Source organism: Xanthomonas hortorum pv. cynarae (genome assembly GCF_002939985.1).
Taxonomy (GTDB): domain Bacteria; phylum Pseudomonadota; class Gammaproteobacteria; order Xanthomonadales; family Xanthomonadaceae; genus Xanthomonas; species Xanthomonas hortorum_D.
In genome coordinates this window covers 44,864-58,384 of record NZ_MDFM01000031.1, presented here as the reverse complement: position 1 = coordinate 58,384, position 13,521 = coordinate 44,864, and the positions used below count along the sequence as shown (strand labels likewise).

At 61.5% G+C, this 13,521-nt stretch carries 13 protein-coding genes and 2 pseudogenes; 8 read left to right on the top strand and 7 right to left on the bottom strand.

The genetic code is table 11. The annotated features are described in order from the left end of the window. Positions 1-426, top strand: a 426-nt coding sequence (locus XcyCFBP4188_RS18290) for an integrase core domain-containing protein (RefSeq protein ID WP_146094066.1), incomplete at its 5' end; no start/stop codon positions are given. A gap of 36 nt (positions 427-462) precedes the next feature. Further along, positions 463-783 (top strand): annotated as a pseudogene (locus tag XcyCFBP4188_RS18285) (hypothetical protein); the annotation flags it as partial. A 53-nt stretch (positions 784-836) separates the two neighbouring features. Here XcyCFBP4188_RS18285 and XcyCFBP4188_RS18280 read toward each other — a convergent pair. The 3 genes from XcyCFBP4188_RS18280 to XcyCFBP4188_RS18270 all read right to left on the bottom strand — a co-directional run bounded on the left by XcyCFBP4188_RS18280 (position 837) and on the right by XcyCFBP4188_RS18270 (position 2,212). Further along, a complete protein-coding gene (locus XcyCFBP4188_RS18280) occupies positions 837-1,268 on the bottom strand; it encodes a hypothetical protein (protein WP_104592578.1) in 432 nt (143 codons plus the stop codon). 68 nt (positions 1,269-1,336) lie between these two features. After that, the gene (locus XcyCFBP4188_RS18275; protein WP_080949636.1) at positions 1,337-1,672 is read right to left on the bottom strand and encodes a hypothetical protein; all 336 of its coding nucleotides are present in this window, start codon (positions 1,670-1,672) and stop codon (positions 1,337-1,339) included. A 132-nt stretch (positions 1,673-1,804) separates the two neighbouring features. Continuing rightward, positions 1,805-2,212, bottom strand: a complete 408-nt coding sequence (locus XcyCFBP4188_RS18270; protein ID WP_006451697.1) for a hypothetical protein — start codon at positions 2,210-2,212, stop codon at positions 1,805-1,807. 383 nt (positions 2,213-2,595) lie between these two features. Here XcyCFBP4188_RS18270 and XcyCFBP4188_RS18265 point away from each other — a divergent pair, with 383 nt between their 5' ends. After that, on the top strand, positions 2,596-2,820 hold the full coding sequence (locus XcyCFBP4188_RS18265) for a SymE family type I addiction module toxin (RefSeq protein WP_006451698.1): 225 nt from the start codon (positions 2,596-2,598) through the stop codon (positions 2,818-2,820). 197 nt (positions 2,821-3,017) lie between these two features. Here XcyCFBP4188_RS18265 and XcyCFBP4188_RS18260 read toward each other — a convergent pair whose 3' ends face one another. Both XcyCFBP4188_RS18260 and XcyCFBP4188_RS18255 read right to left on the bottom strand, forming a co-directional pair. Next, the gene (locus tag XcyCFBP4188_RS18260; RefSeq protein WP_006451699.1) at positions 3,018-3,458 is read right to left on the bottom strand and encodes a DUF2846 domain-containing protein; all 441 of its coding nucleotides are present in this window, start codon (positions 3,456-3,458) and stop codon (positions 3,018-3,020) included. A gap of 462 nt (positions 3,459-3,920) precedes the next feature. Next, on the bottom strand, positions 3,921-4,361 hold the full coding sequence (locus XcyCFBP4188_RS18255) for a hypothetical protein (protein ID WP_104592577.1): 441 nt from the start codon (positions 4,359-4,361) through the stop codon (positions 3,921-3,923). An 865-nt stretch (positions 4,362-5,226) separates the two neighbouring features. Here XcyCFBP4188_RS18255 and XcyCFBP4188_RS18240 point away from each other — a divergent pair. Next, positions 5,227-6,245, top strand: a pseudogene (locus tag XcyCFBP4188_RS18240) (integron integrase). Between the two features lie 115 nt (positions 6,246-6,360). Here XcyCFBP4188_RS18240 and ilvD read toward each other — a convergent pair. Continuing rightward, the gene (ilvD, locus tag XcyCFBP4188_RS18235; protein ID WP_104592575.1) at positions 6,361-8,199 is read right to left on the bottom strand and encodes a dihydroxy-acid dehydratase; all 1,839 of its coding nucleotides are present in this window, start codon (positions 8,197-8,199) and stop codon (positions 6,361-6,363) included. A 294-nt stretch (positions 8,200-8,493) separates the two neighbouring features. On the opposite strand from ilvD, the gene XcyCFBP4188_RS18230 reads away from it, so the two are divergent. Continuing rightward, positions 8,494-8,760, top strand: coding sequence for a YkgJ family cysteine cluster protein (locus XcyCFBP4188_RS18230; RefSeq protein WP_046933061.1), 267 nt, complete (start codon positions 8,494-8,496; stop codon positions 8,758-8,760). Between the two features lie 46 nt (positions 8,761-8,806). Here the strand turns inward: XcyCFBP4188_RS18230 and XcyCFBP4188_RS18225 are convergent, their stop codons facing one another. Then, entirely contained in the window at positions 8,807-9,352 is a 546-nt protein-coding gene (locus tag XcyCFBP4188_RS18225; RefSeq protein WP_043909818.1) for a gamma carbonic anhydrase family protein, read from the bottom strand. Between the two features lie 536 nt (positions 9,353-9,888). Here XcyCFBP4188_RS18225 and XcyCFBP4188_RS18220 point away from each other — a divergent pair. From XcyCFBP4188_RS18220 to XcyCFBP4188_RS18210, 3 genes are all read left to right on the top strand, one after another. After that, a complete protein-coding gene (locus tag XcyCFBP4188_RS18220; RefSeq protein ID WP_043909821.1) occupies positions 9,889-11,199 on the top strand; it encodes an MFS transporter in 1,311 nt (436 codons plus the stop codon). Positions 11,200-11,337: 138 nt separating this feature from the next. Next, positions 11,338-12,582, top strand: coding sequence for an HD-GYP domain-containing protein (locus XcyCFBP4188_RS18215; RefSeq protein WP_104592581.1), 1,245 nt, complete (start codon positions 11,338-11,340; stop codon positions 12,580-12,582). A 369-nt stretch (positions 12,583-12,951) separates the two neighbouring features. Continuing rightward, the gene (locus XcyCFBP4188_RS18210) at positions 12,952-13,428 is read left to right on the top strand and encodes a MarR family winged helix-turn-helix transcriptional regulator (protein ID WP_006451709.1); all 477 of its coding nucleotides are present in this window, start codon (positions 12,952-12,954) and stop codon (positions 13,426-13,428) included. The last annotated feature ends 93 nt before the right edge of the window (positions 13,429-13,521 follow it).

Here is a 13,521-nt window from a genome sequence, read left to right as displayed (position 1 = left end):
GACGATTTCAGTCGGGAAGCCTTGGCGATCGAAGTGGACTTGAATCTTCCGGCCGCCCGCGTCATCCGCACCTTGGAACGCATCGCGGCCTGGCGCGGCTACCCCGGCAAACTTCGCTTGGACAATGGCCCGGAGTTTGTCGCATTGGCCTTGGCCGAGTGGGCCGAGCGCAAAGGCATCGCCTTGGACTTCATCGAGCCGGGGCGCCCGATGCAAAACGGTTTCATCGAACGCTTCAACGGCAGCTACCGGCGCGGCGTGCTGGACATGCACATCTTCCGCACGCTGAGCGAGGTCCGTGAACAGACCGAACAGTGGCTGGCCGACTACAACCAACAGATACCGCACGACAGCCTGGGCGGGCTAACACCCGCCGAGTTCCGTGAGCAACATCAACCGCAGACCTCTAGTTTTAGCTGGCATTGAATTGCGGGGAGTCGACAGTTGGAGCGCTGCGTTGCGCCTGCCCCTGCGATGGTCTCAAACGACCCTCTGTATCGATCGATTCACAGCAAGCTACCAGAGGGCACCTCTGATGAAGTTGCAATGCACGCCACCGTCGAAGCCAAGCGCGCGGGCATCCTTCGTGACGATCAGCTGCAGAGCGTGACCCTACACCAAGGAAGCATCTTTATTCTTGGCCAGACGCCGGGCTTCCGGGCCAAGGTGGATCTGTCTGAGGCCGTGCCTCCACTGCAGGAAAGCGTCCGCCAGTCTCAGGCCTTGGATGCGCAGCGGTCGCAGCAGGAGACGGTTGAGCAAGCACCTACACGATCAATGTAAAAGCTGAGCAGCGAAGTGGCTTCGGCTTGAATGAATTGTTAGACCGCACCCGTTTACAGGCGCGACCAGGATTGCCGAAGACCGACGGCATGAACAATGCCAAAGGCCAGACAGATGGCTGAGCTGGCGTACCAGAATGTCATGCTGTTGCCCGGGAAGTGTGCCATGAGAGGTACGAAGAAAAGACCGCGCAGCAGGTAAACACCGGTAATGGCTAGTAGAACCCAGCGGAGTAGAGGGAGTCGGCGAACAAGACCTGCGCCTGATAAGGCATAAAGGGCCCACACCAACAGAATGCTGACGATAATCAATGTAACTACTGTCGGGTACCAGTGCCCGGCGGATGCCATTTGAGCCATGCCGTCGCCAGCGCCGAGGAGACGGTACCCCGCTGGACCGGCAGCGATGCAGCCGAGATGCAGCAGTGCAGCGAGCGCGTTCAGACCGCCAGCTACTAACAGAAATGGATTGTGCGTAGTAGCCATATTCCCTACGTGTGGCCCAACGCCTGAGTTAAGCCGGGCCGCGAAGCAGCGTCGGCTTGAATGAATTGTTAGGCTTCATTGTGCGGCTTGCGGGGCAAAGCGACAACGTTACTAGAAGACGAATGCTTAGTGCCCTTTATTGATGCTGGACGGAGAAGACCAGGCGCTACAGTCCAACGCCGACCGTCATCCGTGAGCACGGAGACCGATTTTTTGTTGTAGCGAACGATAACGCCATAAACCGGGCCTCGTATGTCCGGCTCAAACGTGACGCGATCACCAATGCTGAAGCGGAGCATAGTTGCGTGAGCTCGCGCATGCTGCATAAAGCGAAGTCTCTCAACAATTCGATGATTGAGGTCGATGAGCTCTGCCTCGGTCAGTTTGTCGATGTCGATAGTCATGATGCCTAACGCCTAAGTTAAGCCGGCCCGAAGCGGGGCGGCGACTGCGTGCTAGCGTAGCGTAGGGACGAAGGCGCTGCCACGATTTGGGCTCGGCTTGAACGAATTGTTAGACATAAGGCCAGACTAGCCTCAATTGACGACCTTGACGCTTGCAGGCTTCATGTCGTGCCACCCAAGCACGCTCCATTGGTAGTTGGGGCGCTTGCTGATCTCACCGTATTTGCTTTTTGCAGTTTCAACTTTTCCCGTCCCACCGCGGACAAGAGCCATTGTGTACTGTGACTCTGGGTTAGGGCTGTCGCTAATGTCTTTGTACTCGAAGATTGCAATCACAGCCCGATCTGCGGGAATGCCTTGAGCGACCACCGTTCCAGTAGATTTGAATTCATTCCATTCCTTTGAATATTCGGTGGCCTTGGTTGTTTCCTCTTTTGTTGAGAAGTCACGGATCTCAAATGAGGCTTCTTGTTGTTGCTGGAGCTTGTCGCAGCCTGCGAGTAGAGCCAAAGCAGTAATGGCAAAAACAACGATGCGCATAGAACTCTCCCCTTATGCCTAACGCCTGAGTTAAGCCCCCCCCCGCAGCGGGGCGGCGACTGCGTGCTAGCGTAGCGTAAAGCACGCTGGCGCTGCCACGATGCAGGCTCGGCTTGAACGAATTGTTAGGCCACTGCCTGCGAGTTGACCGCAAGCCGGTAGAGCGCTAGATTGCCCGAAGGTACTCAACATACCTTCCGCTAGCAGTGCCCGCGACTGAAACGCGTTTTCTTTTGCGCCCATAGTTTCTATGGCCGAGTAGCGTCCAGTCATACAAGACCCGGCTTGCCGGGGAAAGCTGGGGGCCGTCTAGCGGCGGTGTTGAAGTACTCGGTCGCCCTCTCAACAGGGGCGTAACTCAACAATCCGCTAGGAGCACCACTATGGCCGTAAAGAGAAAGACTGCGCAGCCGGAACTACGTTTTTTAACCGTTGGCTATCAGGTCTACGAAAGCAAGCACAAAGATGTAGAGCGCCGGACCTGGCCGAGGCAGGTACCGTTCTTGCGTTTGAGCGGAGATTGGTTGCAAGCGGCAGGATTTTCCGTAGGCCAAAAAGCACAAGTGCAAGTGACTGAACGCGGCATCACAATCATTGCCGAAGAGTGATACTAACAATGCCGCAGACGGATCAGTTTCCGTCTGCGGCATTCTGCTTTTACGGGCCTAACGCCTGAATTAAGCCGAGTTGCGCAGTGGAGGCAACAACATGAAAAGCTTTATTTGCCATGTTGTTGCTGTAACGAAGCAAGTTCGGCTTGAATGAATTGTTAGGCGGCAATCAGTATGTATCAGCCTTCTATTTTCTATTTAGCGAGGCCGGACGCTAAAACACCTTTTTTCCCCTCTTCTTCGGAAACCAGCTCGACATTTGCCCCGCCCACGAAAACACCCATTTTGATGTATTGGCGGATGAAGTAGTTCATTCCTGATTGAACCGTGAACTTGAAATCATTATCGCTAAACTCGGACTCCGTTGACACTGTGTGCTCGCCAGGGTCGACCTGATTGTAGAAGTAGGTTTTGTTAGCGCTTTCCCCAAGCCGCTTGCCATCCATGTAGATGTCTTTTTTGAGCGCTTGACCCACAAAACTATTCCTGTACATGTAAACGCCAGCCTTTCCCGCAGGCGGTGGTGCGAAAGTCTTTAGCTCTGCATCTTGAGATGCAGGCGCCATAGGAACCGAAGCGCAACCGGAAGCCAGCAGAATGGCCGCCAACACCGCAACAAATTTTCCCCTCAACATATGTATTCCCCTGTTTGTAATGGATCGAGATGAAGCTGGAACTGCCGCCTAACGCACGAGATAAGCCGACCTGCGAAGCAGGTTCGGATTGATTTAGTTGTTAGGCATTGATCGCATCTCGGCCGGGATCCTAGATGTCCAATAGGCTGACGCCAAATATGAGCTGCGGCAAGAGGATTACGAGTAGGCCGACAAGTGCAATAGTGAATCTAAGGCTATGAGCATAAATTGCAGCTCCAAGGTCGCGCCTCCACTTGGATTGATCTCGAACTCCTCGCTCATACAAATGCTCACCGAGCATTCTTGCGGGAAGCCTAATTATGGTAATCGCAATGGCCGCGACCACAATGGCTGCAATGATTTCCAATCGTTCTCTCCCTGTGCCTAACGGCTGAGTTAAGCCGCGCCGCGAAGCGGCGTCGGCTTGAATGAATTGTTAGGCATCAGCTCGTGTCCTTGCTATCAAGGATTGTGCCGAATTCTAGCTTGGTCAAGACACTCATCATCAAGCTTGATTGCCTCTTGTGTGAGGTCGATTCTGCGAGACTGGTTGCTCTTCTCTTTTGAACTCAAGACTACAGGTACCAATGGCTGAAACAAGCCCTTCTCCACATCGCTCATCGCGCGGTTTGCAAGATGCATCTCGATTGCTTGGCTGCGAATTGTGGAGTTAAGCATGCAAGATTTAATGGATCTCCTATCGTAGCTATTGTTGGCGAGAGACTCATCTCTTCTTGGCCTTGCGTGGCTCTCTGCAGAAAGCGCGTTGTACTTGTCATTGATTTCTCGGTAAGAAGTGATGCGAAATCTCTGATCCTCGTCCCACTTCGCATTGGTGATTGCCAATGAGGCCACGCCGCCGATGAGAACCCCCAGAGCAAACAGCACGATCCCTTTCAGCACAAATAAGTCTCCTTCTGATGCCTAACGCTTGAATTAAGCCGAGCCACGAAGTGGCTTCGGCTTGAATGAGTTGTTAGGCAGTAAGTGGCCGCAAAGGTTGGGTGGTGCAACCATGCTCCCCAGCACTGCCGCCTGGACCGAGTGTGCCACAGCTTGCGGGAGGGAGCTTGCCCAGCGATGCAGCGGCGCGTGATGCCACCGAAGCCAACTGTAACGAGCGCAGCGCGGGAACGACGTACCAAAGCGAAGTACCAAACTTACCGCAACCAGCAACGGTGATGACTGCTGTCCGGAACCAAGCGCATGCACGCCTGTGAACTCACAGAAGCGGCAACCACCAACGCATTTGCTCCACCACGGCCTAACGCTTGAATTAAGCCGAGTTGCGAAGCAACTTCGGCTTGAATGAGTTGTTAGGCAGTGAGTGGCCGCGAAGGTTGGATGGTGCAACCATGCTCCCCAGCACTGCCGCCTGGACCGAGTGTGCCACAGCTTGCGGGATGGAGCTTGCCCAGCGATGCAGTGGCGCGTGGTGTCACCGAAGCCAACCGCAACGAGCGCAGCGCGGGAACGGCATGCCAAGGCGAAGCACCGAACTTACCGCTACCAGCAACGGTGATGACTGCTGTCCGGAGCCAACCGCATGCATGCCTGCGAACTCACCGAAGCGGCGACCACCAATGCATTTGCTCCACCACGGCCTAACTACTATTGGACCGCCGAAACGCGGTGTTGTGGCGAGTATCTTCGATCGCGAGCGCTTTGTGAATGGGGTAACTCTTATCCCCAGTCAAGGGATCGCACGATAGTAAGCGGGCGCGACCATGCGGATGCTTGTTGCGTTATCCAGCAAGGACGCAGGAGTATGAAATACACCTACAAAAACGAGGGCGTAACAGCGTGTCCACCGGTCCGGCTGCTCGATCAGGTGCGCGACCGCCTGCGTGTAAAGCACTACAGCCTGCGCACCGAGCAGGCGTATATCAGTTGGATCCGGCGTTTATCCTGGCCAGCGGCAAGCGCCATCCGGCGCAGATGGGGCAGGCGGAGGTCGAGGCGTTTCTCACCCGGCTGGCTACTGATGGGCAGGTGTCTGCGGGCACGCAGAACCAGGCGTTGGCGGCGCTGTTGTTTCTCTATCGCGAGGTTTTGCGCATCGAGCTGCCGTGGATGGAAAACCTGGTGCGCGCCAAGCGACCGAGGCGCATTCCGGTCGTGCTCGCGCGCGCGGAAGTTGCACGGCTGCTGGCAGTGCTGGAGGGTCCGTGTTGGTTGATGGCCAGCCTGTTGTATGGCAGCGGAATGCGGTTGATGGAGTGCCTGCGGCTGCGCATCAAGGACGTGGACGCCGCGCGCGGCGAGATCGTGGTGCGCGATGGCAAAGGCGGCAAGGACCGCCGGGTGCCGCTACCGCTCAGCCTGCGTGAGGCGCTGCAACGGCAACGCGAACGGGCGTTGGTGGTGCATGCCGCCGATCTGGCGGCCGGTACCGGACGGGTCTTCCTGCCGCATGCACTGGCACGCAAGTATCCCAATGCCGACGCCGAGCCGGGGTGGCAATACCTGTTTCCGTCTGCGCGCCAGTCGCGCGATCCGCGCAGTGGCCGGGTCGGTCGCCATCACGTGTCCGAGGAAGTCCTGCAGCGTGCGGTGCAAGTGGCGCGACGGCGTGCCGGCATCGCCAAATCTGCCACCTGCCACACGTTGCGGCATTCGTTCGCCACCCATCTGCTGGAGGATGGCCACGACATCCGCACGGTGCAGGAGCTGTTGGGTCACAAGGACGTGGCCACCACGCAGATCTATACGCATGTCCTGGGCTGCGGTGCGTCTGCGGTACGCAGTCCGCTGGATGGGCTCGGCCGCGTGGTTGGCGACGAGTGAGGCTGCCATGCCGGCGATAGGCGCTTGCCGCTTTGGCTCGCAAGCGCCGCTCCGCTGCCGGTGCGTTTCACGCATGCGGCGACAGGTACCGCGGCCGGTGCAACGCTGCAACAGCTCAGCCGTCCAGCAGTGCCTTGTCGCGCACCGCACCCTTATCCGCGCTGGTCGCCAGCAACGCATACGCCTTCAACGCCGTGGTGACCTTGCGCGGACGCACTTCCACCGGCTTCCAGCCCTTGGCATCCTGCTCTGCGCGACGAAGAGCAAGTTCCTCGTCCGAGATCAGCAGGTTGATCGAGCGGTTAGGAATGTCGATCAGGATCTTGTCGCCGTCGCGTACCAGGCCGATCGCGCCGCCTGCGGCGGCTTCCGGGGAGGCGTGGCCGATCGACAGGCCCGAGGTGCCGCCGGAGAAGCGGCCGTCGGTGAGCAGGGCGCATTGCTTGCCCAGGCCCTTGGATTTGAGATAGCTGGTGGGGTAGAGCATTTCCTGCATGCCGGGGCCGCCCTTGGGGCCTTCGTAGCGGATCACCACGATATCGCCTGCCTTCACTTCGTCGGCGAGGATGCCTTTGACCGCCGAATCCTGGCTTTCGTAGACGCGGGCATTGCCCTCGAACACGTGGATGGATTCGTCCACGCCTGCGGTCTTCACCACGCAGCCGTCGCGGGCGATATTGCCGTACAGCACGGCCAGGCCACCTTCCTGTGAGAACGCGTGTGCGACATCGCGGATGCAGCCTTCGCTGCGATCGGTATCCAGGCTGTCCCAGCGCGTGGCTTGGCTGAAGGCAATCTGCGTGGGGATGCCGGCTGGGCCGGCCTTGTAGAACGTGTGCACTGTTTCCGCGTCGGTCTGGGTGACATCCCACTGCGCGATGGCGTCGGCCAGCGTGCGTGCGTGCACCGTGGCCGCGTTGGTATGCAGCAGGCCGCCACGTGCCAACTCGCCGAGGATGGCCATGATGCCGCCGGCGCGATGCACGTCTTCGATGTGGTACTTCGGCGTGTTCGGCGCGACCTTGCACAGCTGCGGCACGCGCTTGGACAGGCGGTCGATATCGCGCATGCCGAACGGCACTTCGCCTTCCTGCGCGGCAGCGAGCAGATGCAGGATGGTGTTGGTCGAGCCGCCCATGGCGATATCCAGGGTCATCGCGTTTTCGAAGGCTTCAAAGGTGGCGATGCCGCGCGGCAGGGCGGTGGGATCTTCGCCGCCGTACCAGCGATGGCACAGCTCCACCGCCACGCGTCCGGCGCGCAGAAACAGCTGCTCGCGGTCGGCGTGCGTGGCCACTACGGTGCCGTTGCCCGGCAACGACAGGCCTAGCGCTTCGGTCAGGCAGTTCATCGAGTTGGCGGTGAACATGCCCGAGCACGAGCCGCAGGTGGGGCAGGCGCTGCGTTCGAACTCGGCCACCTTTTCATCGGAGGCGCTGTCGTCGGCGGCGATCACCATCGCATCGATCAGATCGAGTTTATGTTCGGACAACTTGGTCTTGCCGGCTTCCATCGGGCCGCCGGAGACGAACACGGTGGGAATATTGAGCCGCAGCGCGGCCATCAACATGCCGGGGGTGATCTTGTCGCAATTGGAAATGCACACCAGCGCGTCGGCGCAATGCGCGTTGACCATGTACTCGACCGAGTCGGCGATGATCTCGCGGCTGGGCAACGAATACAGCATGCCGTCGTGGCCCATGGCGATGCCGTCGTCCACGGCGATGGTGTCGAATTCCTTGGCCACGCCGCCGACGCGCTCGATCTCGCGCGCGACCAGCTGACCGAGATCCTTCAGGTGCACATGCCCGGGCACGAACTGGGTGAAGGAATTGGCGATGGCGATGATGGGCTTGTGGAAGTCGCCATCGCGCATGCCGGTGGCGCGCCACAGTGCGCGGGCGCCGGCCATATTGCGGCCGTGGGTGGAGGTCTTGGAGCGGTACTCGGGCATGGCGAATTCGACGGCTGATTGGCGAGCGGTGGCTGGCAATTAGAGCGCGTCACAACTGTTGCTGCTGCAACCGTCGCGGCGCGTTCCGGTGATCTGGCACGTTAGCACGCAGCTGTTCGGCGCGGCCGTCATTGCAGCGTGCACGCTGCCGGGCGATCAGGCTGCAGTGGGCTGGTTTCAACGCAAGTGGAGTGCACGGGCAGCGCGCCCGGCTGGCGGCGTTCCGGTTAGGTTGCTCGGCAAATGTGGTTTTTTGCCAGCGCCGCACTTGCGCCGCGCCGCTACACTGTGCCGATGTCTTCCACGCTTTCCTGCCGCCTGGGCTGCGCTGCCTGCTGCATCGCGCCCTCGATCAGCTCGCCGATTCCCGGCATGCCCGATGGCAAGCCGGCCGGGGTGGCGTGCGTGCAGCTGGATGCGCAGCTGGGCTGCCGCTTGTTCGGCTCGCCGCAGCGCCCGGCGGTATGCGGCAGCCTGCGGCCATCGCTGGAGATGTGCGGCGCTTCGCGCGAGCAGGCGTTGACGATGCTGACGACCTTGGAGCGTGCGACCCAGCCTTGAACCGGTGCGTCAACGCCAGGCGCGAGCCCGCCTCGCAGACCCTCAATCAATCGCCGGTGGGCACACCCAGATACTGATCCTTGAGCCGCACATAATGTTGTGCGGAGTAATGCAGGCTTTCGATTTCCTTGTCGCTGAGCGTGCGTGCCAGGCGCGCGGGATTGCCCAGCCACAGTTCGCCTTCGCCAACGACCTTGCCCGGGCCGACCACCGCACCGGCACCGACGAATCCGTAGCGTTTGACGGTGGCGCCGTCGAGCACGCAGGCGCCCATGCCGATCAGGCACAGGTCTTCGATGGTGCAGGCATGCAGGATGGTGCCGTGGCCAACGGTGACGTCTTCGCCGATCACGGTGGGATAGCCGGCCTTGTTGAACGGGCTATGGTGACTGACGTGGATGATGGTGCCGTCCTGCACGTTGGTGCGGGCGCCGATCTGCACATGATTGACGTCGCCGCGAATCACCGTGCCCGGCCAGACCGAGACGTCATCGCCCAGGCTCACCTTGCCGATGATGGTGCAGGCGGGGTCGATATAGACGCGTGCGCCCAGCTGCGGGGTGTGGTCCAGGAACGAGCGAATCGGGGTCACGGCACTCTCCGGCAAATCAGCGTGCCGCCCAATGCATGCACTGCTTGCATGATAACTGGCCGTCTGCGGGTGTGCGGAACAGGCTGCGCGTGTTGGGTGTGCCGCGTGGCTGCGGTCATGCACGACACGGTGGCTGCGCATCGAAGCCATCAAGGCTGCAAAGACAGAGTGGCTACGCCTCCCTTTTGTAGTGCATGCGATGCACACGACGCAGGCGCTTGATTGCAGTCACCAGCAACGAACGCGTGAGCTTCGAAACGAAGCGACGTGCCGGCCTGTCCGATAAGCGCACACCAGTGCAGGCAGTCGTCTTGAACGCTGCCTGCGATCGGCCTAGCGTGGCCACGCACTGTTGCAGCGGTGTTGGTTTGCCACTGCATCGCAACGCGACATGTCGTCGAAACTGCTGATTCGTGTAACCGCGTCGGCTGCATCCATGAGTTCGATCTGCGCCGCAACTGTGCGGCGCCCTCGGGCGACCTGCATGCAGGTTGGCGTACTGCAGCAATCACCCATCTCCATCACAGGATTTACGCATGCCGCATAGCGCAGCAACACCCGCAAGCTTCGTGCTGCAGCGGATGACGCCCTTCCAGTGGAGAGCGGTGGCGGTGTGCGTGCTGCTCACCATGCTCGACGGCTTCGATGTGATGGCGATGGCCTTCACCGCGCCGCATGTGTCGGCGCAGTGGCAGTTGTCGGGCAAGTTGCTCGGCGTGTTGTTCAGTGCCGGCCTGGTCGGCATGGCGGTGGGGTCGTTGTTGCTGGCGCCGTTGGCCGACCGCATCGGGCGTCGGGCGATGATCCTGGTGTGCCTGGCGATATTGACCGTCGGCATGGGCGCCTCGGCCTTGGCCAGCAGCGCGTGGCAGCTCGGTGCGCTGCGCGCGTTCACCGGTATCGGGATCGGCGGCATGCTGGCCTGCGTTGCGGTGATCGCCGCCGAATACTCCACCGCGCATTGGCGCAGCACCGCATTGGCGCTGCAGGCCACTGGCTACCCGATCGGTGCGACCCTGGGCGGTGTGATCGCGGCGTTGTTGCTGCAGCAATGGTCGTGGCACGCGGTGTTCCTGCTTGGTGCGGCCGGCTCGCTGCTGTGCGTGCCATTGGTGCTGGCCTGGCTGCCCGAATCGCTGGAATTTCTGATCGCCCGTCGCCCGCCCGGCGCATCTGCACGCTTCAACGCGGTGCTGGCCCGCATGGGCATGCCGCCGCGTGCGGAATTGCCATTGCCGCCGCCACAGGTTGCCGATGATGCGCAGGGCTACGCGGCCCTGTTCGTGCCTGGCTTGCGGCGGCAGTCGCTGCTGATCGCGCTGGCGTTCTTCCTGCTGATGTTCGCGTTCTACTTCGTGCTCAGCTGGACACCAAAGCTGCTGGTGGTGGCCGGGCTGTCGGCGGAGCAGGGCGTCACTGGCGGGGTGCTGTTGAATCTGGGCGGCATCGCTGGCGGTGGGATGTTCAGCTGGCTGGCGACGCGTGCGCGGTTGTCGCGGCTGACGGCCGGGGCGCTGCTGTTGTCGGCGCTGGCCATGCTTGCGTTCGGGCTCTACAGCACGGTGTTGAGCTGGGCGTTCGTGATCGCGCTGTTGACCGGTGCGGCCATGTTTGCCGCCATTGCCGGCCTGTATGCGGTAGCGCCAGTGGTCTTCACGGCGGCGGTGCGCTCCACCGGCATGGGCTGGGCGATCGGCGTGGGCCGCTTCGGCGCGATTGCCTCGCCGCTGTGCGTGGGCGTGCTGGTGGATGCAAGGTGGTCGCCGGCCACGCTCTACCTGGCCTGCAGCTTGCCTCTGCTGCTGGCTGCGGCGGCCGTGCTGAGCATGCGTCTGCCCCCTCGCTGAACCGCTCACGCTGCGTCAGCCGGGTGCCGCTAGCGGAGTCGACCGCGCCAAAGAAATCCACTGCACTGCCGATAACTCGTCAGACCCCCCATCCCCGTGGCGGGCTCTTCCGCGGATTTCAAACAGACCAGCGCCGGCATGCTCAGAACCATCGACTCAGATCAACTCCGCCCCGGCATGTATGTCTACAAGCTGCTGGGCGCGTGGGTGCACCACCCGTTCTGGAAGACCTCGTTTCTGGTCGACTCCGATGATGTGGACAAGATCCATGGCAGCCGCATCGAGCAGTTGGTGATCGATACCGCGCGTGGGTTGGATCTGGAAACGCCGGCCGCAGCGCACGCAGCAGCGGATGCAGCGCCCGAACCGGAACTGCCGGAGCCATCGGAGCCGCCCAAGCCTGCAGGCACCTCCCGCACCGCGCGCACCAACAGCGTCACCGCACAGGTCGGCATCGAGTCCGAAGTGGTACGTGCCCGCAAGATCTTCGAAGACGGCCGCGACATGGTCGAGGCAATGTTCCGCGATGTGCGGCTTGGCCGCACCGTCGACACCGAGGCGGCGATGCCGCTGGTGCAGGCCATCAACGATTCGGTGCTGCGGCATCCGCAGGCCTTGATCAGCGTGGCGCGGCTCAAGACTGCCGACGACTACACCTATCTGCATTCGATGGCCGTGGCCGGCCTGATGAGCGGGCTGGCGCGTCAGCTCGGCTTGCCCGAGGCGCAGGTGGTGGAAGCGGCAATGGGCGGCCTGCTGCACGACATGGGCAAGGCGGTGACGCCGCTGGACATTCTCAACAAGCCCGGCAAGCTCACCGACGAGGAAATGGAGGTCATGCGCCAGCATCCGCTGGATGGGCATCGCCTGCTGATGGCCGGCGGTGTGCAGAACGCGGTGGTGCTGGAGATCGCGCTGCATCATCACGAGAAGATGGACGGCAGCGGTTATCCGAATCAGCTGGCGGGCGAGAACATCTCGTTGATGTCGCGGATGGGTGCGGTGTGCGATGTGTACGACGCCATCAGCTCGGATCGCCCGTATAAACGGGCCTGGGATCCGGCCGAATCGCTCAAGCGCATGGCATCGTGGCAGGGGCATTTCGACCCGGCGGTGTTTCAGGCATTCGTGCGGCGGCTGGGTATTTATCCGGTCGGTTCGCTGGTGCGGCTGGAGTCGCAGAAACTGGCGGTGGTGATCGAGCAGACGCCCGATGCGCTGCTCAAGCCCAAGGTGCGCGTGTTCTATTCGGCCAAGCTGCGCAGCCACGTGCTGGTGCAGGACATCGATCTGTCGCGGCCGGACTGCCAGGATCGCATCGCCCAGATGGAAAGCCCCACCGACTGGGGCTTTCGCGATCTCGAAAAACTCTGGCTGCCGTAAGCGGCTGCACCGCGTGAACACGCTGGCGAGCGCGACCATGCTGCGCTGCAGCTTGGCAATGTAGTTATGATCCATAACTATTCCGGAACGCAATCAATGCCGCCCCGGATTTCATGCCCACGCCGTGCCTGGATCACCGCCGTTCCCTACGTGTTGCAGCTGTCGCACGCGGCTGCCATGCGCTGGCGCCCGCCGGCTGCTGGCCGGCTGCACGGGTCTGCAGGCAGCAACGGGCAGCATCGGCAACGCACACGCCCGCATCGGTACCCCCGGCCACGTCTACAATGCAGCTCACGCCGCGGATCGGCGTTGCGGGCGGGGAGTGTTGCGCGCACCGGTCCGCCCGCTGCCATCGTTGCGAGAACCGTCATGTCCGTCACTGCCAATGCCGCACTGCTGCCCGATGCCGTCACCACGGTGGACCAGGCGCGCCTGCTGCGGTTGCTGGGCTACCGCATCACCCGCACCGAACTGCTGGTGCGGCGGATGTTTCAGGACTGCGTGGCGGCGTTCGACCTCAAGCCGGTGGATTTTTCGCTGCTGATGCTGGTGGACGGCAACCCGGGCATCAACCAGCGCCAGATCGGCGATGTGCTGCACGTGTCGCCTCCCAATCTGGCGATCGTGGTGGCGCGGCTGGTCAAGCGCCGCCTGCTGCGGCAGGTGCGTGGACGCCAGGACCGGCGCATGCAGCATCTGTCGCTGACCGCTGCCGGCGTGGCCTTGCTGACCGATGCCGAAGCCGAGGTGCTGCGCATGGAACAGCAACTCAGCGCGGTGCTTGGCAGCAGCGAAGCGCCGTTGCTGCGCGCACTCGACCGGCTGGATCGTCTCGACACGCAGTGATCCGCCACTGCCGAGCCAGTGCTAGGCAGTACCGTCCCACCAACTTGACCATCGCACGTGCCGTGAGCGGCGCGGCGATCGCGCCTGCCTGAC

Coding starts and splice junctions, on each gene's coding strand:
- XcyCFBP4188_RS18215 (WP_104592581.1), top strand. CDS start 11,338: ATGCTCAGAACCATCGACTCAGATCAACTCCGCCCCGGCATGTATGTC.
- XcyCFBP4188_RS18270 (WP_006451697.1), bottom strand. CDS start 2,212: ATGCGCATCGTTGTTTTTGCCATTACTGCTTTGGCTCTACTCGCAGGC.
- XcyCFBP4188_RS18280 (WP_104592578.1), bottom strand. CDS start 1,268: ATGGCTACTACGCACAATCCATTTCTGTTAGTAGCTGGCGGTCTGAAC.
- XcyCFBP4188_RS18230 (WP_046933061.1), top strand. CDS start 8,494: ATGTCTTCCACGCTTTCCTGCCGCCTGGGCTGCGCTGCCTGCTGCATC.
- XcyCFBP4188_RS18260 (WP_006451699.1), bottom strand. CDS start 3,458: ATGTTGAGGGGAAAATTTGTTGCGGTGTTGGCGGCCATTCTGCTGGCT.
- ilvD (WP_104592575.1), bottom strand. CDS start 8,199: ATGCCCGAGTACCGCTCCAAGACCTCCACCCACGGCCGCAATATGGCC.
- XcyCFBP4188_RS18220 (WP_043909821.1), top strand. CDS start 9,889: ATGCCGCATAGCGCAGCAACACCCGCAAGCTTCGTGCTGCAGCGGATG.
- XcyCFBP4188_RS18210 (WP_006451709.1), top strand. CDS start 12,952: ATGTCCGTCACTGCCAATGCCGCACTGCTGCCCGATGCCGTCACCACG.
- XcyCFBP4188_RS18265 (WP_006451698.1), top strand. CDS start 2,596: ATGGCCGTAAAGAGAAAGACTGCGCAGCCGGAACTACGTTTTTTAACC.
- XcyCFBP4188_RS18275 (WP_080949636.1), bottom strand. CDS start 1,672: ATGACTATCGACATCGACAAACTGACCGAGGCAGAGCTCATCGACCTC.